This window comes from Paracoccus yibinensis (assembly GCF_030846195.1).
Classification (GTDB): domain Bacteria; phylum Pseudomonadota; class Alphaproteobacteria; order Rhodobacterales; family Rhodobacteraceae; genus Paracoccus; species Paracoccus yibinensis.
This window is the reverse complement of the sequence record NZ_JAVCWH010000002.1, coordinates 331,122-353,532: the sequence shown is the minus strand read 5'-3', so window position 1 is coordinate 353,532 and position 22,411 is coordinate 331,122. Positions and strand designations below refer to the sequence as shown.

Below are 22,411 nucleotides of genomic sequence, written 5' to 3'. Positions count from 1 at the left end.
CTTCCTACTTCTCCGTCTCGACAAGACCTTTGACGAACAGCCGCTGCATCCCGATCACAACGGCAACGGGGGGCAGCATCGCCAGCATGGCGGTCGCCATCACCAGATGCCATTGCGGCAGCCCGTCCACTGCGTCGGCCATGCGCTTGATGCCCGCGACGATGGTGTAATAGTCGCTGCTGGTCGTGATCAGCAGCGGCCACAGATACTGGTTCCAGCCATAGATGAACAGGATCACGAACAGGGCTGCGATATTGGTCCGCGACAAGGGCAGCAGGATGTCGCGGAAGAATTTCATCGGCCCGGCGCCGTCGATGCGCGCGGCCTCGGTCAACTCGTCCGGGATGGTCAGGAAGACCTGCCGGAACAGGAAGGTCGCCGTGGCGGACGCGATCAGCGGGATCGACAGGCCTGCATAGCTGTTCAGCAGCCCCAGGTCGGCCACCACCTGGAAGGTCGGCACGATGCGGACCTCGACCGGCAGCATCATGGTGATGAAGATGCACCAGAAGGCCAGCTGCCGCAGCGGAAAGCGGAAATAGACGATGGCGAAGGCCGAGGTGATCGAGATCGCGATCTTGCCACAGGCGATCAGCAGCGCCATGACCAGGCTGTTCCACATCATCGTGCCGACCGGGGGCGTGCCGCTGGTGGAGACGCCCGCGCCCAGCATCTGGCTGTAGTTCTCGATCAGGTGCGGGCCGGGCCACAGCGGGATCGTGCCCGACATGAAGTCGGTCGCGGTATGGGTCGATGCGACAAAGGCCACCCAGACGGGCAGGGCGACGACCGCCACCCCCAGCATCAGGGTCAGGTGCGCCAGAAGGTTCAGGCCGGGGCGGTTCTCGATCATCAATAGGCCACCTTCTTTTCGACATAGCGGAACTGGACCACCGTCAGCGCGATCACGATCAGCATCAGGATCACCGATTGCGCCGCCGAAGACCCCATGTTCTGCCCCACGAAGCCGTCGAAATAGACCTTGTAGACCAGAATGTTGGTGGCCTGCGCCGGGCCGCCCTCGGTCGTGGCGTCGATCACGCCGAAGGTGTCGAACATGGCATAGACGATGTTCACGACCAGCAGGAAGAAGGTCGTGGGCGACAGAAGCGGAACGGTGATGTCGAAGAAGCGTCGCACCGGCCCCGCGCCATCGATGGCGGCGGCCTCTCGCAGGCTGGCGGGCACGGATTGCAGCCCTGCCACGAAGAACAGGAAGTTATAGCTGATCTGCTTCCAGGCGGAGGCGATCACCACCAGCGTCATGGCATCGGTCTTGGAACTGATGTGGTTCCAGTCATAGCCGACGGCGTCCAGGAAATAAGGCATCACGCCGATGGTGGGGTTGAAGATGAACCACCACAGGATCCCCGCGACCGCCGGGGCCACCGCGTAGGGCCAGACCAACAGCGTGGTATAGACGCTGGTCGATCGGATCATCCGGTCCACCGCCACCGCCAGCAGAAGGGCGAAGCCCATCGACAGCACCGTGACCAGCACCGCGAAGACCGCCGTGACCTGAAGCGAATTGAGGTATTCCGGGCTGTTCCACAGCGCCTCGAAGTTCGACAGGCCCACGAAGGTGGTGTTGATGCCGAAGGCGTCCTGGCGCAGGAAGCTTTGCCGCACAGCCTGGGCCGCGGGCCACAGGAAGAAGATGAAGGTGATCGCCAGTTGCGGCGCCAGCAGCAGCCAGGGCAGCAACTGGTTGCGGAACAGGGTGCGCTTCATCGTCTTGCCTTTTCGGAAGGAATGGGGCCGCGACGGCGCGGCCCCGTCGGTGCGTTACTGGCTCTGCGCCTCGAATTCGGCGATCAGCGCGTTGCCGCGTTCCACCACGGCATCAAGCGCACCCTGCGCATCCTTGGACCCGGACAGAAGCTGCTCGAACTCCTCGTCGATGATGCCGCGGATCTGGACATAGTTGCCAAAGCGCAGGCCCTTCGAATTTTCGGTCGGCTCGTTCAGCGTGATCTGCTTGATGCCGGTGTCGGCACCCGGATTTTCCGAATAGAAGGTGCCCATCTGGTCCATCGCCGCCTGCGTGATCGGCAGATAGCCCGAGAAGGACGCCCAGTCGGCCTGAACCTCGGGGGTGGACAGGTATTCGAAGAACTTGGCCACGCCGGCATATTCCTCGTCCGGGCGACCCGACAGCACCCACAGCGAGGCGCCCCCGATGATCGAGTTCTGCGGCGCGCCCTCGACATCGTCGTAATAGGGCAGCATGCCGTAGCCGACCTCGAAGTCCTTGGCATTGGCCAGGACGCCCGCCCGGCTGGCCGAGCTTGCCATGTACATGGCGCAGTCCTGGGAATAGAACATCGGCGCCGCGTTGTCGCCGCCCACCGGGCCGCCATACTTGAAGATGCCTTCGTCGGACAGGCGCTTCAGGTTTTCCCAATGCTTGACCTGGACCGGCCCGTTCAGCGTCAGGCGTGCGTTCGTGCCGCCAAAGCCGTTCTGTTCGGTTCCGATGGGCTGGTTGTGCCAGGCCGACAGGTTCTCGGTCTGGATCCAGCTGATCCACTGGGTCGTGAAGCCGCAATCGGCCGCACCCGATTCCTTGATTTTCTTGCTGAATTCCTCAAGCTCGGCCCAGGTCTTCGGCGGCGTGTTCGGGTCCAGCCCGGCCTTCTCGAATACCGACTTGTTGTAATAGACGATCGGGGTCGAACTGTTGAAGGGCAGCGACAGCATGTTGCCGCCGGTATCGGTATAATAGCCGACCACGGCGGGCAGATAGGCCTGCGGGTCGAAATTGGCGCCCTGTTCCTCCATCAGCTGGTGGACCGGGACGATGGCGCCTTCGGCGGCCATCATGGTGCCGGTGCCGACCTCGAACACCTGGACGATGGCGGGCTGCTGCTGCGCACGGAAGGCGGCGATCGCGGCGGTCATCGTCTCGGGATAGGTGCCCTTGTAGGACGGCACGATCGTGTATTCGTCCTGGCTGTCGTTGAAGCCCTTGGTGATTTCCTCCAGCTTCGCGCCCAGCTCGCCGCCCATGGCGTGCCACCACTGGATCTCGGTCTGCGCATTCGCGGCAGACAGCGACGCGATCAGCGCCATGGCGGACGCCGTAACAAGTCTGTTCATGATATTCCTCCCTTGTGGAGTTGCGTTTCGCGGCTGGCCTAACCGGCCGAGATGACGCGAACGCAACATCCGTATGACGGGAAGGTGACATCCTTTGACCAGTTGGTCAATCTTTCCAAACCATCGCCCCCATTCACGAATTTTGCGCACTTCGCGAAGCGCCCCGTCAGGCCCCGCGCAGCCGCGCCATCAGCGGGGCGACGGTCGCCTGCAACAGCGGGTTGATGATGTGGTGGGCAATCGGGATCAGGATCATCCCCAGGACCAGCCCGAAGATGCCGTCGAAGAAGGCCGTCACGGCCCAGGCCACAAGGCCGGGCGCCTGCGGGACGGCATGGGCCGCGGCCTCGGCCTGGTGGTGGATCCAGTCATAGGGGGCGGACCAGCCCAGTTCGGCGAACCCGTGCAGGACGATCTGCCCGCCGACCCAGATCATCGCGGCCGTGCCGACGACCGTCAGGACCTTCATGAAACCCGGCATCACCTTGACGATGCCGCGCCCGACGGCCGAGGACAGGCCGTTCTGCCGCGTCGCCAGATGGACGCCCACATCGTCGGCCTTCACGATCAGCGCGACAAAGCCGTAAACGGCGACCGTGATGCCCACCGCCACCACGATCAGAATCAGCGCGCGCATCCAGATCGTATCGGTCGCCGGGATGGTGGACAGCGCGATCGTCATGATTTCCGCCGACAGGATGAAGTCGGTCTTGATCGCGCCTGCCACCCGCTGTTCCTCCAGCGCGGCGCCATCGGTTTCGGGATGGGTGTGCTTTTCGCTTGCGTGCGTGTCGCCATGGCCCAGGGCGCAGGCGACCTTCTCGGCCCCTTCGTAACACAGATAGGCGCCCCCCAGCATCAGAAGCGGGGGGATGGCCCAGGGCGCGAATTGCGACAACAGCAGCGCGACGGGCAGCAGGATCACCAGCTTGTTGAACAGCGATCCGCGCGCGATCTTCCAGACGATCGGGATTTCGCGGCTGGCGTCGAAGCCGTGGACGTATTTCGGCGTCACGGCGGCATCGTCGATCACCGCGCCCGCCGCCTTGGCCCCGGCCTTGACCGCCTGTCCCGTCACGTCGTCGATCGATGCTGCCGCGACCTTCGAGATGGATGCCACATCGTCCAGAAGTGCCAGAAGTCCGCTCATCCATCCCTCTTTGGCTATGTCGTGCGCGGCCCGTCCTGCGGGCCGCGCCCATTGAAACACCTGTCAAGCCGGTTGGTTCAATCCATGCTGACGTTGGCATCGCGAACCACGGGCTCCCACTTCGCCATCTCGGCCTTCACATGCTCGGCCAGTTCGTCGGGGGTCGAGGCGACGATGGTGGCGGAAAACTCGGCCATGCGGTCGGCCACGGCGGGATCGGCCATGGTGGTCTTGGCTGCGGCGGCAAGCGCCTCGATCGCCTCGGGCGGGGTGCCTGCCGGGGCGAACAGGGCGTTCCAGCTGTAGGTCTCATATCCCGGCAGGGTTTCGGCGATGGCGGGAACGTCGGGGAAGCTGGGTGCGCGTTCCGCCGTGGTCACGCCAAGCGCGCGCAGCTTGCCGCTGCTGATATGGCCGGAAGCCGAGGGCAGGTTGTCGAAGATGATCGGCACCTGGTTGCCCAGCACGTCGGTCAGCGCGGGGCCGGATCCCTTGTAGGGGATATGGTCGATCTCGACCCCTGCCATGGCCTTGAACAGTTCGCCCGACAGGTGCAGCGGCGTGCCGTTGCCGGACGAGGCATAGGCCAGCGGTTCCGCCTTGGCCAGGTCGATCAGTTCCTGCACGGTCTGGGCGGGCACGTCGGGATGGACCGCCAGCACATTGGGCACCAGCACCAGCAGCGACACGGGCGCGAAATCCGCCTGCGGGTCATAGGGCTTCTGCTTCAGGATCAACGGGTTCAGGGCATGGGTCGCCACCGTGCCCATCAGGATCGTGTATCCGTCGGGTTCGGCTTGGGCCACCTGCTGCGCCCCCAGGCTGCCGCCCGCGCCGCCGACGTTCTGCACCACGACCTGCTGGCCCAGTTCCTGGCTCATCCGTTCGGCGACGATGCGGCCCACCACATCGGTTGACCCCCCGGCGGCAAAGGGGATCACCAGGGTGATCTGGCGTTCGGGAAATTCGGCGGCGGCGGTCCCGGCAAGGCCCAGGGCCAGGGCCGATCCCAGCAGGATCCGGCGGGTGATGGATGGCATGGTTCTTTCCTCCTTGGGGTTCAGGCGTCGCTTTCGGTGAAGACCTCGTCCCGGCGCTTGCGGATCTGGGGCAGGAAGACCAGAACCAGGATCGCCAGCGACAGCAGCAGCAGCGTTGCGCTGATCGGGCGGGTCACGAAGGTGGTGGGGTCGCCGCGCGACAGGATCATCGCCCGGCGCAGGTTTTCTTCCAGCAGAGGGCCAAGGACGAAGCCCAGAAGCAGCGGCGCGGGTTCGCAGCGCAGCTTGGACAGGACATAGCCCAGCAGCCCGAAGAAGGCGACGGCGAACAGGTCATAGGGGTTCGAGTTGACCGAATAGACCCCGATCGAACACATCGCCATGATGATCGGGAACAGCACATAGTAGGGCACGGTCAGCAGCTTCACCCACAGCCCGATCAGCGGCAGGTTCAGCACCACCAGCATCAGGTTGCCGATCCACATCGACGCGATGATGCCCCAGAACAGCGCGGGCTGTTCGGTCACGACATTTGGCCCCGGCACGATGCCCTGAATGATCATCGCCCCGATCATCAAGGCCATCACCGGGTTCGCCGGGATGCCCAGCGTCAGCAGGGGGATGAAGCTGGTCTGCGCGCCCGCGTTGTTGGCGCTCTCCGGCCCCGCGACCCCGGCCAGGGCGCCCTTGCCGAATTCCTCGGGATTCTTGGACAGCTTCTTTTCAACGGTATAGCTTGCGAATGCCGCCAGGATCGCGCCGCCACCGGGCAGGATGCCCAGGACCGATCCCACGCCCGTGCCGCGCAGCACCGGGCCGATCATCTGGCGGAATTCGTCACGGTTGGGGAACAGGCGGGTGATGTTCTTCGTCATCACCTGGCGGTCGTGTTCGTCTTCCAGGTTGCGCAGGATCTCGGCGATGCCGAAGACGCCGACGGCAACGGCCACGAAGTTCAGCCCGTCCGCGAACTGGTTCATGCCCATCGTGAAGCGCGGCGCGCCGGTATAGACATCGGTGCCGACCATGCCCAGCAGCAGGCCCAGCACCACCATCGCAAGCGCCTTCAGCACCGATCCATGGGCAAGGGCCACCGACATCATCAGGCCCATGACCATCAGGCTGAAATACTCGGCCGCGCCGAATTTCAGCGCGATGGTGGTCAGGGGCGGGGCGAAGATCGCCACCAGGAAGGTCGCCACGCTGCCCGCGAAGAACGACCCCAACGCGGCGGTGGCAAGCGCGGTGCCCGCCCGGCCGTTTCGCGCCATCTGGTATCCGTCGATGGCCGTCACGGCGGAGGAGCTTTCGCCCGGCATGTTGATCAGGATCGCCGTGGTCGAGCCGCCGTATTGCGCGCCGTAATAGATGCCGGCCAGCATGATCAGCGACGACACCGGCTCAAGCTGGAACGTGATCGGCAGCAGCATGGCGATGGTCGCCGTGGCGCCGATGCCCGGCAGCACCCCGATCAGCGTGCCCAGCAGCACGCCGATCAGGCAGAAGGCCAGGTTCGCCAGCGAAGAGGCGACGCCGAACCCCAGGGCAAGGTTGGAAAGCAGATCCATGGTCGCCCCTTACAGCGGCAGCCAGGGACCGAAGCGCCGGAAGGGCAGCCCCAGGCCATAGCTGAAGATCAGCGTGGACATGATGGTAACGGCGATCGCCAGGATCAGCGCGGGCAGCGGGCGCATCCGCACCGAGGCCTGGCTGGCGATCAGCGTTGTGAAGAACAGCGCGGGCACGAAGCCCAGCCCCCTGACGGTCAGGCCGAAGAAGATCGGCGCGGGCAGGATGAACAGGATGCCCCGCCAGGCGAAGCGGCCGATGGGTTCGTCGTCGGGCCGCCCGAAGGCCTTGAACAGGATCACCGCGCCCAGCAGGAACAGGATGGCCGACAGGACCATCGGGAAATAGCCCGGCCCCATGCGGATCGAGGTGCCCATCTCCAGCCCCAGTCCCTGCCAGGCGAAGAACGCGGCAATGGCCATGAACAGCAGGCCCGCCGCGATGTCGGTGCCGTCCTTCGGTTTCGTGGACATGGTTCCCCCCTGTCGGAAAACCCGCCGCCGGAAGGGCGGCGGGCGCGTGGATCAGTCGGCGTAAACGCCCGCGGCCTCGATGACCGGCTTCCAGCGGGCGATCTCCTCCTCCAGCTTGGTCTTCAGCGCCTCGGGGGTGGCGTCCTCGGCGGACGAGGGGGCGGTGCCCAGGTCGGCCATGGCCTTCGCCACGCCTTCGTCGGCCAGGGCCTTCTGCAGCGATTCCGACAGACGCTGGTTGATCTCGGGCGCGGTGCCCTTGGGGGTATAGATGCCGTGCCAGATGCCGAACTGCATCGCCTCAAGCCCGGATTCGGCGGCGGTGGGCAGGTCGGGGAACAGCTCCAGCCGCTCGGGCGTGGTGACGGCATAGGCCTTGATCGTGCCCGCCTTGATCTGCTGGGTGGTGTTGGTGGTCTGGTCGCACATGATGTCCACCTGTCCGCCCAGAAGGTCGGTCATGGCCGGGCCCGTGCCCTTGTAAGGGACCGTCACCAGCGGCGCCTCCAGCGCCTGCATCAGCAGCATCCCGCACAGGTGGCTGGCCGCGCCGATGCCTGCATTGGCCAGCGTCAGCGAATCGGCATTGGCCTTGACGTATTCGACGAAGGCCGGGAAATCCGCGGGTTCGAAATCCTGCCGGGCGGTGACGACCATCGGCACCTCGGTCACGAGGCCCACATATTCGAAGGCGTCCAGCGTCTCGTAGGGCAGGTTGCGATACAGGGTGTCGGACGTCGCCATGCCGATATGGTGCAGCAGCACCGTGTATCCGTCGGCTTCGGCCTTGGCGACCTGCGACGCCCCCAGCGTGCCGCCTGCGCCGCCGACGTTCTGGATCACGATCTGCTGGCCCAGGTCTTCGGACATGCGTTCGGCGACAAGCCGCGCAACCGTGTCGGTCGGCCCCCCGGCCGAGAACGGCACGACCATGGTGATCTGGCGTTCGGGATAGGTCTGCGCGAAGGCGGGCGCGGTCAGGATCGTTGCGGCGAACAGGGCGCCCAGCAGTTTCGAAGCGGTCATGTGTCCTCCCAGACTGTGATGCGGCGCTTACGCGGCCGTCATGCTGGGATCAGATTGCGACAGCATCCTGACAGGGCACAATGCTTTTTTTACCCCCTGGAGATCGTGGCGACCGGATGCCTGCGCCAGGCGATGCGGATCTATTGCACCGCCCGGATGGCGGGATAGGACGCGCGGAACATGCCGTAAGCCTTGTCGAAGCGGTCCCGCAGGTCGGTATCGGGCGCGATTTCCTCGATGATGTCGGGGGCGGTCATCACATCGGCCACGCTGCCCGCGCCCGCCGCGACCATGCCCAGCCGCGCCGCGCCCAGGGCCGCGCCGAATTCGCCGTCGGCGGGCAGGGTCAGGGTCACGTCCAGCGTCGTGGCGATCACGCGCAGCCAGTAACGCGACCGCGCGCCGCCGCCGATGGCCATCATCCGGTCCAGCCGCGCGCCGGTTTCCCGCAGCGCCTGGTGGCTGTCGCGCAGGCCGAAGGCCACGCCCTCCAGCACGGCGCGGGTCAGGTCGTCGCGCGTGGTCCCCGATCCAAGCCCGGTGAAGGCGCCCCGGATCACCGCGTCGTTGTGCGGCGTCCGTTCGCCCGACAGATAGGGCAGGAACCGCACCGCGCCCGGTGCCCGCAAATCATTACCCAAGGGCGCGGTCAGGTCGGCGGGCGAGGCGCCCGTGATCCGCGACAGCCAGTTGAGGCTGTCCGTCGCCGACAGCATCACCCCCATCTGATACCAGGTGTCGGGAACCGCGTGGCAAAACGTGTGCAGCGCGGTTTCCGGCGCCGGGTGATAGCCGTCCCGCGCCGCCACCAGCACGCCCGAGGTGCCCAGCGACACGAAGCCCTGACCCTCGGCCATCGCGCCGATCCCGCAGGCGGCGGCGGCGTTGTCGCCTGCGCCGCCCGCCACCACCACCGGATGCGACAGCCCCCAGGCTTGCGCCAGATCGCCGCGCAACTGTCCGGCAGGGGCCGACCCCTCGACCAGGCGGGGCATCTGGTCGCGGCGCATGTGGCCCGCCGCCAGCAAGGCGTCCGACCAGTCGCGCGCCCCGGTATCCAGCCAGGACGTGCCAGCCGCGTCCGACATGTCGGTGACGTGTTCGCCGGTCAGATACAGGTTCAGGAAGGCGGCGGGCAGCAGCACGCGGGCGATGCGGGCGTGGTTTTCCGGCTCATGCTCGCGCACCCATTCCAGCTTGGGCGCGGTGAAGCCGGGAAAGACGATATTGCCCGACAGGTCGCGCAGGCCGGGGGTGGCATCAAGGCGAGCGGCCTCGGCATGGCTGCGGGTGTCGTTCCACAGGATGCAGGGGCGGATCACCTGGTCATCGGCGTCCAGCAGTGTCGCGCCATGCATGTGACCGGCCACGCCGATGCCGCGCAGGGCGGAGAATTCCGGGTGGCGGTCGCGCAGTTCCGCCACTGCGGCATCCAGCGCCGCGATCCAGTGGGCCGGGTCCTGTTCGGACCAGCCGGAATGCGGATGGCTGACCGGATAATGCCGTTCGGTCGCGCCGATGGGCCTGCCGCCGCTGTCCACCAGCAGGGCGCGCAAGCCGGATGTGCCAAGATCGATTCCCAGAAAACTCATGATTCCTCCCTCAGGCGCCGGTTGGTTGGTGATCCAGCAGCACGTCAACCATGCCGGACAGATCCGGCAGCACCGCCACGGCCCCGGCTTCCGCCAGGCGCCGGGCATGATCGTCGCGCATCCCCTCCAGATGCGTGCCGCCGGTAAAGCCCACCGCGCGCATCCCGGCCATGCGGGCGCCGACGATGCCGTGGGGCGAATCCTCCATCACCGCGCAGGCGGCGGGCGGGATGCCCAGCCGGCTTGCGGCCAGCAGGAACAGGTCCGGCGCGGGCTTGCCGTGCCTGACCTGATCGGCGCTGAAGACGGCGGCGCCGAATCGTTCGGCCAGTCCCGCGACCTGCAGCGTGATCGCCAGCCTGCGGATCGAACTGCCCGTGGCGATCGCCACCATGATCCCGCGCGCCGACAGGTCGTCCAGAAGGGCAGGGATGCCGGGGATCACCCGCAGTTCGGTTGGATAGCGCGCCAGCAGCCGTTCCTCGAAATCGCGGGCGAAGTCGGGCAGGTCGTCGCGGTCCAGGGCCTCGGCGATGTGGCTGACGATGGACTGGATCGACACGCCCAGGAATTTCCGGCGCAGTTCGTCGGTGGTGGCGGGCAGCCCCTCGGCCGCCATCAGATCCGCCAGGGTTTGCAGCGACATCGGCTCGCTGTCCACAAGGCAACCGTCCATGTCGAAGATCACGGCGCGGATATCGGTCATGCGGCCCCCCGTTGGCGATAACAGCCGATCCCTACACCGAACCGGCAAGGATGACAAACGGCCGGACCTGCGCTAGCCATGCGCCATGATGATCCGAGAGCTTTACGTTTCCCCCGAGGCCGCAGGCGCCCTGCTGGCCGATTCCGCCCGGCTGCCCGCCTGGACCCTGGACGCGCGGCAGGCGGGCGACCTGGCGCTGCTGATGAACGGCGCATACGCCCCCCTGCGCGGCTACATGACCCAGGCCGACCATGACGCCGTTCAAGGCGGCGCGGTGTCGCCCTGGCCGGTGCCGCTGGCATTGCAGGTCGATGCGGATTTCGCGGCACGGGTGCAGCCCGGCGACGACATCGCCCTGCGGGACGATGGGGGCGTGGTCGCCGTCATGTCCGTGACCGACGCCTGGGGCGACCCGGCCCTGCTGGGCGGCAAGGTCAAGGGACTGCGCCGCCCCGTGGTGGGGAGCATGACGCCGAACGCCTTGCGCACCCTGTTCGCTGACCGGGGCAAGGCACGGGTGCTGGGGGTCCAGCCGGACCGTCCCGAACAGATCGCCCCCGCCCTGCGCGCCGCGCGGGATTTGGACGCCCTGCTGCTGATCCAGCCCCTGCCGGGCGTTGCGGTCGATGCGCCCACTGATGCGGTCCTGTCGCCCTTGCCCGTGGCCCCGCCAACCGGTCCCCGCGCCGCGCTGTGGCAGGCCCTGGTGGCGCGCAACCACGGCGCCACGCATCTGATGCTGTTCGACGCCGCCGGACGGGAACTTTATCGCCCCCACGAAGTCAGCATCGGAGTGCGGATGGTCGAGCCCGGCAGGATGGCCTAGACCGTCGAAGAATTTCACGTTCTGCAAGAAGGCGGCACCATGACCCCGACGAGTCCAGGCATTGTCGGCTACAACCCGTGGCTGGCGACGGTGCTGCTGTTGCTGGGCAACTTCATGAACCTGATCGACGTCAGCATCGTGAACGTGGCGCTGCCCTCGATCCAGCGGAACCTGAACGCCACCGCGGCGCAGATCGAATGGGTATCGGCGGCCTATGTGCTGGCCTTCGCGGCCGGGTTGCTGCCCTTCGGGCGCTTCGGCGACAAGTTCGGGCGCAAGCGGCTGTTCCTGTGGGGGGTGGCGCTGTTCACCCTGGCATCGGCGCTGTGCGGGTTCGCCCTGTCCATGCCGATGCTGATCTGGTCGCGCGCCCTGCAGGGGATCGGCGGCGCGATGATGGTGCCGCAGGTGATGGCGATCATGCATGTGATGTTCCCGCCCGAGCAGAAGGCGCGCGCCTTCGCGCTGGCCGGGGTGGTGGCCAGCCTGGGGGCCGTCACTGGGCCGCTGCTGGGCGGCGCGCTGATCATCGGCGACATCGGCGGCCTCGACTGGCGGCCGATCTTCCTGGTCAACCTGCCGGTGGGGATCTTCGTGATTGCGGCGGGGCTTCGATGGATTCCCGCGCTGTCATCGGATCCCAGGATGCGGATCGACTGGATCGGCATCGCGATCTTTTCGCTGGCCGTGATCATGGTCGTCCTGCCGGTGATCGAGGGCGCGCTGCTGGGCTGGCCCTGGTGGTGCGTGGCGATGCTGGCGGCGTCCGTGCCGCTGGGGGCGCTGTTCGTCTGGCGGCAGGTCAGTCTGGCGCGCCGCGGCCGGGGGCAGTTGCTGCCGGTCGCGCTGATGCGGAACGGCGGATATCTGTCGGGCGTTGCCATGGTGATGCTGCATTTCTCGGCCATACCGGGAATGTTCCTGGTGCTGGCGATCTATCTGCAAACCGGGTTCGGGCTGGATCCGCTGCATTCCGGCATGGCCACGGCGCCCTTTCCGCTGGGCATCATGCTGGGCAGCTATGTCACCGGGCGCTTCGGCACCAAGGCGATGTCCCGGCGCATGGCGGTGGGGGTGGCCATCATGCTGGGGGGCATGGCCTATCTGCGCCATCTCACCGGTCATCCGCCCCAGCCCTTCGGGGTGATGTCGCTGGCCGCCCCTCTGGCGATCTGCGGACTGGGGATGGGGCTGACGATCTCTCCGCTGTTCCAGACGGTGCTGCAATCGGTGCCGGGACGCGATGCGGGCGCGGGATCGGGGGCGATGCAGGCCTTCCAGCAGGTCGGAGCGGCGATCGGCATCGCGGTGGTGTCCAGCCTGTTCTTCGTCCGGCTGCACGGGCAGGGGGGCGAGGATTATACCGGGGCGATGTCGCACGCCCTGCTGTATCAGCTTGGCGCCTTCACCGCGATCCTGGCGATCCTGGCGCTGCGCGGCATTCTGCGCGGCAGGGCGTGAAGGCCCTGCCGCCATTCGGTCAGTGGACGCTGACCGGCGTCAGTTCGTTCTGGCGCGCCAGCATGAAGGCCAGCGGGCGTTCCTTGACCAGGGCCAGCCGTTCGCCGTCGGCGTCGTGGACGGCATACATCGTCTCGATTCCCGGCAGTTGCTGCTGGATCTCCTGGGGCAGGGTCCGGGTCTCGACCTGCCGGATATAGACGGTCTTCTCGGCGTCGATGCCGCCGAAATCGAATTTGGTATCCATGATGATCCCCTTACTTGCGGCTGATCGGAATGGTCTGGACGACCTGCTGGGGCTGCTGCCGGCGCAGGTCGATGTGCAAAAGCCCGTTTTCCATCTGGGCGCCCTCGACCTCGACCCCATCGGCCAAGACGAAGCTGCGCTGGAAGGCACGGGCGGCGATGCCCCGGTGCAGGAAGACGCGGTCCCCTTCGGGATCGGCCATCCGGCCGCGGATCACAAGCTGCCGGTCCTCGGTCGTGACCGACAGATCTTGTTCCGCGAAACCCGCGACGGCCAGCGTGATTCGGAACCCGTCCGGGGCGCTATGTTCGATGTTGTAGGGCGGATAGCCTTCGGCGCCTTTCGCGGCCCGTTCGGCCAGTCGTTCAAGCTGGTCGAACCCCAGCAGATACGGATGCGCGCCCAGCGAAATCTTGGTCATGGTCAGCCCTCTTCCCGTCAAGCGACTGGTTTGCGGATCCCTTTGGCGGCAATCCGCTTGCCATCAATATGTGGGCGCGAAGCGGGCCGTGCAAGGCAGGTCAGGGCTGAATTCCGCAGGCCTGCGCCGCCTCTGCGATGGCCGTGCGTGAACCGCTCAAGGGAAACGTTCCGCTGCGCCCGCCCGAGACGACCTCGACCCCGCTGCCTGACATCAGCGCGCCCACCAGCGGCGATCCGGCATCGGCGGCGGTATAAAGGATGCCGTTCCGCGCCACGAAGGGCAGGGCGAAGGCGCGTCCGTCCACGCTGATGCGCGTGCCGTCCGCCGCCCCGCCCAGGCCCGAGATGCCGATCAGCGCAGGCCCGCCCTGCTGGCACATATAGTTCAGCGACCGCCCGCCCATGTCGATCACCGCCGCATGGGCGCCCGCCACGCTTTCGGTCCTCCAGCCCGGCGATGGCTCGGCCTCGGGTGCGCCGTCGGCTTCCGCCCCGCTGCACATCTGCGCCACGCAGGCAGCATAGGCGGGGCTGCTCGCCGGTCCGTGGTGGAACATGCACTGGTTGACGCAAAGCTGCGCCTCGTCCTGCGCAAGGACGGGGCACGCCATGGTCATCCCGCATCCTATCACCACCGCCTTCAGCCTGCTGGACCAGACCATTGTGGAACCCCTTGTGATACGACCGGTCCAGTCTCGGGGCGGTGGGCAAAAATGCAAGCCGGTTCCGCGCACTGCGAAGCATCCTGTTAACATGTGCCGTGCTAACGATTATACTCGACAAAGCGGTTTCACGCGTCCAGCCAGGCAAGCCAGATGAACATGCACCACGAGATGTCCCACGACGAAATCATCCGCGCCAAGCTGGCTGCGCTGCGCTGCGAACACCGCGACCTGGACGAGGCGATCGCGGCCCTGTCGGCGCAGCAGCTGACATCATCGCTGGCGCTGCAACGGCTGAAGAAGCAGAAGCTGATGCTCAAGGACCAGATCGCCCGCCTGGAAGACGAGATCACCCCCGACATCATCGCCTGATTGCGGCCTGCCGCCCTGCACGTTATTGCGGGCGGGCAGATGCGGGGGACGACGAATGGACAAACCTGTGGGCATCATCATGGGCAGCCAGTCCGACTGGCCCACGATGAAGGAGGCCGCGACGATCCTGGACGAACTGGGCGTGGGATACGAGGCCCGGATCGTCAGCGCGCACCGCACCCCCGACCGGCTGTGGGATTACGGCAAGACGGCGTTGGAACGGGGGCTGCGCGTCATCATCGCGGGCGCCGGCGGCGCGGCGCATCTGCCCGGCATGATGGCGTCCAAGACCCGCGTGCCGGTGATCGGCGTGCCGGTCCAGACCAGGGCGCTGTCAGGGGTCGATTCGCTTTACTCCATCCTGCAGATGCCCAAGGGCTATCCCGTTGCCACCATGGCCATCGGGACTGCCGGCGCGGCCAATGCGGGGCTGATGGCGGCGGGCATCCTCGCTCTGTCCGACCCGGCCTTGGCCGAACGTCTGGACGCCTGGCGCCAGGCCCTGTCCGATTCCATCCCCGAGGTTCCGCGCGATGAATGACGTCCAGACCATCGGCATCCTGGGCGGCGGCCAATTGGGCCGGATGCTGTCCGTCGCGGCCAGCCGCCTGGGCCTGCGCTGCCACATCTATGAACCGGGTGCCGCGCCTGCGGGCGACGTCGCGTGGCGGGTGACGACTGCACCCTATGAGGATGAGGCTGCCCTGCGCACCTTTGCCGAAAGCGTCGATGTCATCACCTATGAATTCGAGAACGTGCCGACCTCGGCGCTGGATCTGCTGGAATCGATCCGCCCGATCCGGCCCAACCGCCGCGCCCTTGCGGTGTCGCAGGACCGGCTGACGGAAAAGACCTTCCTGAACGAGATCGGGCTGGCGACCGCGCCCTTCGCGGACGTCCCGGCCGAGGCCGACCTTGACGCGGCCGTTGCGCGGATCGGCCGCCCCTCGATTCTCAAGACCCGCCGGATGGGCTATGACGGCAAGGGCCAGGTGCGCATCGGTGACGGTCCCCCCGAATGGACCGGCGCACCGTCCGTGCTGGAAGGCTTCATCGATTTCCGCGCCGAAATCAGCGTGATCGTGGCACGCGGCGCAGATGGCCAGGTCGCGGCCTTCGATCCCGGCCTGAACGTCCACGAAGGGGGCATCCTGCGCACCACCACCGTGCCCTGCGGTCTGAACGGCAAGGTCACGACCGATGCCGTCCTGATCGCGGCACGGATCGTGAATGCCCTGGACTACATCGGCGTCATGGGTGTCGAACTGTTCGTGACACCCCAGGGCCTGATCGTGAACGAGATCGCCCCCCGGGTCCACAACACCGGCCACTGGACTCAGGCGGGTTGCGCCGTGGACCAGTTCGAACAGCACATCCGCGCGGTGGCGGGCCTGCCGCTGGGCGACGGCAAGCGTTACGCGGATGTAATGATGGAGAACCTGATCGGCGACGATGTCGCCCGCATCCCCGACCTTCTGAAAACGCCGAATGCGCAGGTCCACCTTTACGGCAAGGGCGCGCCGCGTCCGGGGCGCAAGATGGGGCACGTCAACCGGATCACCGGATGAAGCCGCCCCGGCTGGCGGTCCGCGCGGCGATCCTGCGGGACGACCGGCTGCTGCTGGTCAACGCCTATCCGGGCCAGCAGTCCGACCTCTGGTGCCTGCCCGGCGGCGGGGTCGAGCCGGGCCAGTCGCTGCCCGAAAACCTGATGCGCGAGGTGGCCGAGGAAACCGGCCTTGCCATCACCGTCAGCGCCCCGATCCTGGTGAACGAATTCCACGACCCTGATCGGGGCTTCCACCAGGTCGATATCATCTTCCGCGCCAAGCTGACCAATGACATTGACATTGTCCTCGCGGACCCGGAACAGGTGGTGAATCGCTTCACCTGGGCCACCCGCACGGATCTCGCCCGCCTGCGCCACAAGCCCGGAATGCTGGCCCGCGCGGTCTGGGGCCAGCACGCCGCCTGGTACGACCCGCTGGAACGGATCGTCGGCTGATCATCTTCTGTGCTTAAATATCCTCGGGGGGTCCGGGGGGCGAAGCGCCCCCGGCTTACTCCGCCGCCTCGTTCATCGCCGTCTCGGATCCGGCCTTCATGCGGAACCCGCGTTCAAGCTGGTCGAAGGGCGCCACCGGGTAATCGCCCGAGAAACAGGCGTCGCAATATTGCGGACAGGCCTTGTTGCGGCCCTGGACCTCGCCCACGGCGCGGTAAAGCCCGTCCAGCGACACGAAGGCCAGCGAGTTGACGCCGATCCAGTCGCGCATCTCGTCGGGCGACATGTTGGCGGCCAGCAGCTTGTCGCGGTCGGGCGTGTCCACGCCATAGAAGCAGGGCCAGGCCGTGGGGGGCGAGGCGATGCGGAAATGCACCTCGGCCGCGCCCGCGTCCAGGATCATGTCCTTGATCTTGCGCGACGTGGTGCCGCGCACCACGCTGTCGTCCACCAGCACCACCCGCTTGCCCGCGATCAGCGACCGGTTCACGTTCAGCTTCAACCGGACGCCCATGTTGCGGATCTGCTCGGTCGGCTCGATGAAGGTGCGGCCCATGTACTGGTTGCGGATGATCCCCATTCCATAGGGGATGCCCGATTCCTGGGCGAATCCGATGGCCGCGGGCGTGCCGCTGTCGGGGACGGGGCAGACCAGGTCGGCCTCGATGGGCGCCTCGCGCGCCAGTTCCACGCCGATCTGGCGGCGCGTCTCATAGACCGAGCGCCCGCCGATGATCGAATCGGGGCGCGAGAAATAGACATGTTCGAAGATGCAGAACCGCCCCTTGGACGGCCCGAAGGGGCGCGACGATTCAACCTCGCCTTTCGAGATCACCACCATTTCGCCCGGCTCTATCTCTCGGATGAAATCGGCGCCAATGATGTCCAGGGCGCAGGTTTCCGATGCCAGCACGAAACCATCCTCGCCGACCTTGCCCAGCACCAGCGGGCGCACGCCCAGGGGGTCGCGCACGCCGATCAGCTTGGTCCGCGTCATGGCGATGACGGAAAACGCGCCCTCGACCCGGCGCAGCGCGTCCTTCATCCGTTCGGGGATGTTGCGCTGGATCGACCGCGCCATCAGGTGGATGATGCATTCCGAATCCGACGAGGACTGGAAGATCGAGCCGCGCTCGATCAGCTCGCGGCGCAGGGCGGCGGCATTGGTGATGTTGCCGTTATGGGCAATGGCGCAGCCGCCCATGTGAAATTCGCCGAAAAAGGGCTGCACGTCGCGGATCGCGGTGGCGGCCTTGGTCCCGGCGGTGGAATAGCGGACATGGCCGATGGCCAGCGGGCCGGGCAGCGTCGCCATCACCTCGGCCTTGGTGAAGTTGTCGCGGACATAACCGAAGCGGTGCGCGCTGTTGAAGCCGTGTTCGGCGTCGTGGGCGACGATGCCCCCGGCTTCCTGCCCGCGATGCTGCAGCGCGTGCAGGCCAAGCGCCACGAAGTTCGAGGCGTCGACGACGCCGATGGCCCCGAAGATGCCGCATTCTTCGTGCAGTCGGTCCGAATCGAACGGATGGGCCAGGAATGGTTGCATCGCGGCACCCTGAATGGCTTTGGGCTGTCCCGCGCTATGTAGTGCGGGTGCGACCCAAAGTCACGCCCCTGCTTGTCGGCGGGGGCGGTTTTTCGTCACCAAACCGTTACGGCAAGGCAGCCATGCGTCCAGTGCATCAGTTGGCGGCAGGCGGCGTTTCCTGCGCCGAAGGCGTTGCAGTTGCCGTGCAGCCCGCCACCATCTGTTCATAGCGGCTGACGATCCAGCCCGGCGCATCGTCGGGGATCTGCTGGTCCATCTGGCCGCGCATCCGCTCGAACACCTGGGCGCTGCGGCTGTTTTCCACCACCGCGACCTGCTGGCTGGTCATCACGCGGTCATAAACGATGAAGGCGATCGCGACCAGCAGGATGCCGCGTGCCACGCCGAACAGGAAGCCCATGCCCTGGTCCACGCCGCCAAGCGCGGACCGCTGCACGACCGACGAAAACAGCGGCGTGATGATCGAGAACACGACCAGGGCAAGCGCGAAGACCACGGCAAAGCCCGCGATGGTCGCCAGTTCGCAGCTGTCGCCCAGGAAGCGGTCCAGCACCGGCAACTGCGCGATCAGCGGGCGCATGGCGGCGGCGAAGATGAAGGCCAGGATGGCCGCGCCGATCCATCCCAGGATCGCCAGCGATTCGCGCACGAAGCCGCGCGACCAGGCCAGGATGGCCGAAAGGATGATGACCGCAGCCACCACCGCGTCGATAACTGTGAATCCGTCCATGGCCTTGCCCCTTGCGCCGGTTCTGTTGTCTTTTCAGGACCTTCAGCCGGCGCCGAAGACCTCTCCCACGAATCCTGTCAGATCGGCGATGCGGTTGACCCCCATGCCCCCTGCGCCCTCGACCTTCTGGCTGTCGGGCAAAATCGCCTGTGAAAAACCAAGTTTCTGCGCCTCTTTCAACCTGTTTTCCGCCTGCGCAACGGGGCGTAGCGCGCCGGACAGGCTGATTTCGCCGAACAGCACCGCTTCGGGCGGCAGGGCGCTGTCCTCGCGCGCGGACAGAAGCGCCCCTGCGATGGCAAGGTCGGCGGCCGGTTCGTTGACGCGCATCCCACCCGCCACGTTCAGGAACACGTCCAACCCTGCGAAAGGGATGCCGCAACGCGCTTCCAGCACGGCCAGGATCGTGCTGACCCGCCCGCTGTCCAGGCCCACGACCGTGCGGCGCGGGGACGCCAGCGTCGATGGCGCGACAAGCGCCTGCACCTCGGTCAGCACTGGACGCGTGCCCTCGATCCCGGCAAAGACGGCGCTGCCGGGGACCGGCTGGCCGCGCTCGGACAGGAACAGGGCGGATGGATTGGCGACCTCGGCCAAGCCGCTGCCGGTCATCTCGAAGACGCCGATCTCGTCCGCCGGGCCGAAGCGGTTCTTGACGGACCGCAGGATGCGGAACTGGTGGCCGCGCTCGCCCTCGAAATAGATCACGGTATCGACCATGTGTTCGACAACGCGCGGCCCGGCGATCTGGCCTTCCTTGGTGACATGGCCCACAAGGAAGATCGCCACGCCCTTGCGCTTGGCGAAGGTCACCAGTTCATGCGCGGCGGCCCGGACCTGGGCTACGCTGCCCGGCGCGGCTTCGACCTGGTCGGACCACAGCGTCTGGACGGAATCAATGATGGCAAGGTCGGGGCGTTCGTTGTCCAGCGTGGTCAGGATATCGCGCAGGTTGGTTTCCGCCCCCAGCCGCACCGGCGCATCCGCCAGCCCCAACCGCTGCGCGCGCATCCTGACCTGGGCGCTTGCTTCCTCGCCGCTGATATAGACGGCGTTCGCGCCCCGCCGGGCAAAGGCCGCCGCGCCCTGCAACAGCAGCGTGGACTTGCCGATGCCCGGATCGCCGCCGACCAGGATCGCGCTGCCGGGCACAAGTCCGCCGCCCAGGACGCGGTCCAGTTCCTCCATCCCCGACAGGCTGCGCGGGGGCGGGGCCTCGGTCGTCATCAGGCTGGACAGCGGGACCGCCCGGCCTTTGTGCGCGCCAAGGCCGCGGCCCGGACCCTGGGACAGGGGAGCCTCCTCGACGATGGTGTTCCAGGCGCCGCAGGCGTCGCAGCGGCCGGCCCATTTCTTGTGGGACGCACCGCAGGCGGTGCAGGTGAACGCATTGGTGGATTTTGCCATGCCCCTCATGTGGCATCTGGGGGCTGCCGTCGCAATATGGGTATTTGAACAACGAAGAACCCCTCACGCCTTTGTCGGCTTGATCTTTGGGGGCGTCCCGGTCAGGTTCCCCGCGCAAAATCAAGGCGTCCCGATGGCCACACCCCGACCGTTCTCCCGATACGAATTCACCATCGCCTGGCGATACCTGCGCGCCCGCCGGGCCGAGGGCGGGGTCAGCGTGATGACCTGGATCAGCCTGATCGGCATCGCGCTTGGCGTCATGGCGCTGATCGCCACGCTGGCCGTGCGCGCGGGTTTCCGGGCCGAGTTCGTGGACACGATCCTGGGGGCCAATGCCCATACGACCGTCTATATGGCACCCCAGCGCATCACGAACGAATTCACCGAGGACGTTTATGTCGTCCCCGGCCGGATCGCGGATTATGACGCCATGGCCGCGAAGCTGGCGCAGGTGCCGGGCGTCACGCGGACGGCGCCCGTGGTTCGCGGTCAGGTCATGGCGACCGCCAACGACAGCTCGAACGTGGCCGAGGTTTACGGTGTAAGCCTCGACGATCTCAAGGCAATGCCGCGGATCGTGGATCTTTCGACCTCGGTCGGCAGCCTTGAGGATTTCGACCGCGGCATCGCCATCGGGTCGGGCATCGCGCGCGAACTGGCGGTGGGGTTGGGCGACCGGATCCGCCTGATCGCCCCCGAAGGCGCCCGCACGGCCATCGGCACCACGCCCCGCGTTAAGGCCTATGAGGTCACATACATCTTCAGCGCCGGGCGATACGACATCGACCGCACCCGCATCTACATGCCCATGGTCGAGGCGCAGTCATATTTCAACCGCGAGGGCGTCGCCGACGAGATCGAGGTCTTCGTCGCCGATCCCGAACGGGTGGACGACTGGACGCTGCCGCTGATCCAGGCGGCGGGCGAGGGGGCGCAGGTCTGGAACTGGCGCGACAGTTCCGGCAGCTTCCTAGCGGCGCTGGACATGGAGGATGACGTGATGTTCGTGATCCTGTCCGTGCTGGTGCTGATCGCGTCCATGAACATCACCAGCGGGCTGATCATGCTGGTCAAGAACAAGGGCCGCGACATCGGCATCCTGCGCACCATGGGCCTGACCGAGGGCGCGGTGCTGCGGATCTTCTTTCTGTGCGGGGCCTTCACGGGCGTGATCGGCACCATCGCGGGCGTGGTGCTGGGGGTGCTTCTGGCGCTGAATGTGGACAACATCATGGCCGCGCTGAACGCCCTGACCGGCGGCGGCGCCTGGCAGCCCGAGGTTCGGGGCATCTATCGCCTGCCGGCCGATCTGCGCGCCTGGGACATCTTCCGCGCGGTGGCGCTGTCGCTGTTCCTGTCCTTCGTCGTCACCATCTTTCCCGCGCGCCGCGCCGCGCGCATGAACCCGGTCGAGGCCCTGCGCTATGAATGACGTGTTGCGCCTGGAAGGGGTCGGCAAGACCTATGGCAAGGACGGTCCCGCCCCGGTGCCGGTGCTGCGTGGCCTGGATCTATCCGTCGCGCGAGGAGAGGTGGTGGCCCTGGTCGCGCCGTCGGGCGCGGGCAAATCGACGCTGCTGCATATCGCGGGGCTGCTGGACACGCCCGACACGGGGCGCGTGATCCTCAACGGCCGCGACATGACCGGCCTGCCCGACCGCCCCCGGACCGAGGCGCGGCGGGCCGAGCTGGGCTTCGTTTACCAATTCCACCACCTGCTGCCGGAATTCAGCGCGGCGGAAAACATCATCCTGCCGCAGCTTGCCAACGGCGTTCCCCAACGCCACGCCGCCGCCCGCGCCGCCGATCTTCTGGCTCGTCTGGGCCTGTCGGCGCGCGCGGATCACCGCCCGGCGGCGCTGTCGGGGGGCGAACAGCAGCGGGTGGCCTTCTGCCGCGCCCTGGCGAACCAGCCCGCGCTGCTGCTGGCGGATGAACCCACCGGCAACCTCGACCCCGAGACTTCGGACCGGGTCTTCGACATGCTGATGGCGCTTGTCCGCGACACGGGCCTGTCGGCGCTGATCGCCACGCATAACCACGACCTGGCCCGGCGCATGGACCGCGTGATCCGCCTCAACCAGACGGTTGCGTGACCCGTGCCGCCGGG

At 66.8% G+C, this 22,411-nt stretch carries 24 protein-coding genes; 8 read left to right on the top strand and 16 right to left on the bottom strand.

All coding sequences use genetic code 11. The features are described from left to right. Positions 1-4 precede the first annotated feature (4 nt). The 10 genes from ugpE to RAH32_RS05310 form a co-directional block, all read right to left on the bottom strand. Positions 5-853 carry a sn-glycerol-3-phosphate ABC transporter permease UgpE gene (ugpE, locus tag RAH32_RS05355; RefSeq protein ID WP_306605836.1) on the bottom strand — a complete coding sequence of 283 codons (849 nt, stop codon included), beginning with the start codon at positions 851-853 and terminating at the stop codon, positions 5-7. Continuing rightward, positions 853-1,731: a sn-glycerol-3-phosphate ABC transporter permease UgpA gene (gene ugpA, locus RAH32_RS05350; protein ID WP_306605834.1), complete on the bottom strand. Its 879-nt coding sequence runs from the start codon at positions 1,729-1,731 to the stop codon at positions 853-855. The genes ugpE and ugpA overlap by 1 nt, the downstream gene beginning before the upstream one ends. A gap of 54 nt (positions 1,732-1,785) precedes the next feature. Next, positions 1,786-3,099 carry a sn-glycerol-3-phosphate ABC transporter substrate-binding protein UgpB gene (gene ugpB / locus RAH32_RS05345; RefSeq protein ID WP_306605832.1) on the bottom strand — a complete coding sequence of 438 codons (1,314 nt, stop codon included), beginning with the start codon at positions 3,097-3,099 and terminating at the stop codon, positions 1,786-1,788. Between the two features lie 166 nt (positions 3,100-3,265). Next, positions 3,266-4,249: a DUF808 domain-containing protein gene (locus RAH32_RS05340; RefSeq protein WP_306605830.1), complete on the bottom strand. Its 984-nt coding sequence runs from the start codon at positions 4,247-4,249 to the stop codon at positions 3,266-3,268. Positions 4,250-4,326: 77 nt separating this feature from the next. Next, positions 4,327-5,289 carry a Bug family tripartite tricarboxylate transporter substrate binding protein gene (locus RAH32_RS05335; RefSeq protein ID WP_306605828.1) on the bottom strand — a complete coding sequence of 321 codons (963 nt, stop codon included), beginning with the start codon at positions 5,287-5,289 and terminating at the stop codon, positions 4,327-4,329. Positions 5,290-5,309: 20 nt separating this feature from the next. Beyond that, entirely contained in the window at positions 5,310-6,818 is a 1,509-nt protein-coding gene (locus tag RAH32_RS05330) for a tripartite tricarboxylate transporter permease (protein WP_306605826.1), read from the bottom strand. A 9-nt stretch (positions 6,819-6,827) separates the two neighbouring features. Beyond that, positions 6,828-7,292 carry a tripartite tricarboxylate transporter TctB family protein gene (locus RAH32_RS05325; RefSeq protein WP_306605824.1) on the bottom strand — a complete coding sequence of 155 codons (465 nt, stop codon included), beginning with the start codon at positions 7,290-7,292 and terminating at the stop codon, positions 6,828-6,830. A gap of 51 nt (positions 7,293-7,343) precedes the next feature. Then, positions 7,344-8,318, bottom strand: coding sequence for a tripartite tricarboxylate transporter substrate-binding protein (locus RAH32_RS05320; RefSeq protein ID WP_306605822.1), 975 nt, complete (start codon positions 8,316-8,318; stop codon positions 7,344-7,346). 140 nt (positions 8,319-8,458) lie between these two features. Further along, positions 8,459-9,910, bottom strand: a complete 1,452-nt coding sequence (gene xylB, locus RAH32_RS05315; protein WP_306605820.1) for a xylulokinase — start codon at positions 9,908-9,910, stop codon at positions 8,459-8,461. A 10-nt stretch (positions 9,911-9,920) separates the two neighbouring features. Beyond that, positions 9,921-10,616, bottom strand: coding sequence for an HAD family hydrolase (locus tag RAH32_RS05310; protein WP_306605818.1), 696 nt, complete (start codon positions 10,614-10,616; stop codon positions 9,921-9,923). An 85-nt stretch (positions 10,617-10,701) separates the two neighbouring features. Between RAH32_RS05310 and RAH32_RS05305 the strand changes: the two genes are divergently transcribed. Further along, a complete protein-coding gene (locus RAH32_RS05305) occupies positions 10,702-11,442 on the top strand; it encodes a bifunctional sulfate adenylyltransferase/adenylylsulfate kinase (RefSeq protein ID WP_306605816.1) in 741 nt (246 codons plus the stop codon). Between the two features lie 39 nt (positions 11,443-11,481). Further along, entirely contained in the window at positions 11,482-12,903 is a 1,422-nt protein-coding gene (locus RAH32_RS05300) for an MFS transporter (protein WP_306605814.1), read from the top strand. 19 nt (positions 12,904-12,922) lie between these two features. On the opposite strand, the gene RAH32_RS05295 is transcribed toward RAH32_RS05300, so the two are convergent. The 3 genes from RAH32_RS05295 to RAH32_RS05285 form a co-directional block, all read right to left on the bottom strand. Next, positions 12,923-13,150 (bottom strand): DUF1150 family protein, encoded by a 228-nt coding sequence (locus RAH32_RS05295; RefSeq protein ID WP_306605813.1) that lies wholly within the window; start codon positions 13,148-13,150, stop codon positions 12,923-12,925. A gap of 10 nt (positions 13,151-13,160) precedes the next feature. Then, positions 13,161-13,571, bottom strand: a complete 411-nt coding sequence (locus RAH32_RS05290; RefSeq protein WP_306605811.1) for an Hsp20 family protein — start codon at positions 13,569-13,571, stop codon at positions 13,161-13,163. A 100-nt stretch (positions 13,572-13,671) separates the two neighbouring features. Then, positions 13,672-14,190, bottom strand: coding sequence for a hypothetical protein (locus RAH32_RS05285; RefSeq protein ID WP_306605809.1), 519 nt, complete (start codon positions 14,188-14,190; stop codon positions 13,672-13,674). A 198-nt stretch (positions 14,191-14,388) separates the two neighbouring features. On the opposite strand from RAH32_RS05285, the gene RAH32_RS05280 reads away from it, so the two are divergent. Genes RAH32_RS05280 through RAH32_RS05265 form a run of 4 tightly spaced genes read left to right on the top strand, consistent with a single transcriptional unit; the run spans position 14,389 to position 16,612 of the window. Beyond that, positions 14,389-14,607, top strand: a complete 219-nt coding sequence (locus RAH32_RS05280) for a YdcH family protein (protein ID WP_167622420.1) — start codon at positions 14,389-14,391, stop codon at positions 14,605-14,607. Positions 14,608-14,662: 55 nt separating this feature from the next. Further along, complete coding sequence (purE, locus tag RAH32_RS05275) at positions 14,663-15,148, top strand: 5-(carboxyamino)imidazole ribonucleotide mutase (RefSeq protein WP_306605805.1); 486 nt, start codon at positions 14,663-14,665, stop codon at positions 15,146-15,148. Beyond that, complete coding sequence (locus RAH32_RS05270; RefSeq protein ID WP_306605804.1) at positions 15,141-16,175, top strand: 5-(carboxyamino)imidazole ribonucleotide synthase; 1,035 nt, start codon at positions 15,141-15,143, stop codon at positions 16,173-16,175. Before purE ends, RAH32_RS05270 begins: the two co-directional genes overlap by 8 nt. Continuing rightward, positions 16,172-16,612, top strand: coding sequence for an NUDIX domain-containing protein (locus tag RAH32_RS05265; RefSeq protein WP_306605802.1), 441 nt, complete (start codon positions 16,172-16,174; stop codon positions 16,610-16,612). The genes RAH32_RS05270 and RAH32_RS05265 overlap by 4 nt, the downstream gene beginning before the upstream one ends. A gap of 55 nt (positions 16,613-16,667) precedes the next feature. Here RAH32_RS05265 and purF read toward each other — a convergent pair whose 3' ends face one another. The 3 genes from purF to radA all read right to left on the bottom strand — a co-directional run bounded on the left by purF (position 16,668) and on the right by radA (position 20,298). Further along, positions 16,668-18,158: an amidophosphoribosyltransferase gene (gene purF / locus RAH32_RS05260; protein WP_306605800.1), complete on the bottom strand. Its 1,491-nt coding sequence runs from the start codon at positions 18,156-18,158 to the stop codon at positions 16,668-16,670. Between the two features lie 136 nt (positions 18,159-18,294). Then, positions 18,295-18,891, bottom strand: coding sequence for a CvpA family protein (locus RAH32_RS05255; RefSeq protein ID WP_306605799.1), 597 nt, complete (start codon positions 18,889-18,891; stop codon positions 18,295-18,297). A 42-nt stretch (positions 18,892-18,933) separates the two neighbouring features. Continuing rightward, complete coding sequence (gene radA, locus RAH32_RS05250) at positions 18,934-20,298, bottom strand: DNA repair protein RadA (RefSeq protein WP_306605797.1); 1,365 nt, start codon at positions 20,296-20,298, stop codon at positions 18,934-18,936. 133 nt (positions 20,299-20,431) lie between these two features. Between radA and RAH32_RS05245 the strand changes: the two genes are divergently transcribed. Both RAH32_RS05245 and RAH32_RS05240 read left to right on the top strand, forming a co-directional pair. Continuing rightward, complete coding sequence (locus RAH32_RS05245) at positions 20,432-21,733, top strand: lipoprotein-releasing ABC transporter permease subunit (protein WP_306605795.1); 1,302 nt, start codon at positions 20,432-20,434, stop codon at positions 21,731-21,733. Further along, positions 21,726-22,397, top strand: a complete 672-nt coding sequence (locus RAH32_RS05240; protein ID WP_306605794.1) for an ABC transporter ATP-binding protein — start codon at positions 21,726-21,728, stop codon at positions 22,395-22,397. Before RAH32_RS05245 ends, RAH32_RS05240 begins: the two co-directional genes overlap by 8 nt. Positions 22,398-22,411: the final 14 nt, after the last annotated feature.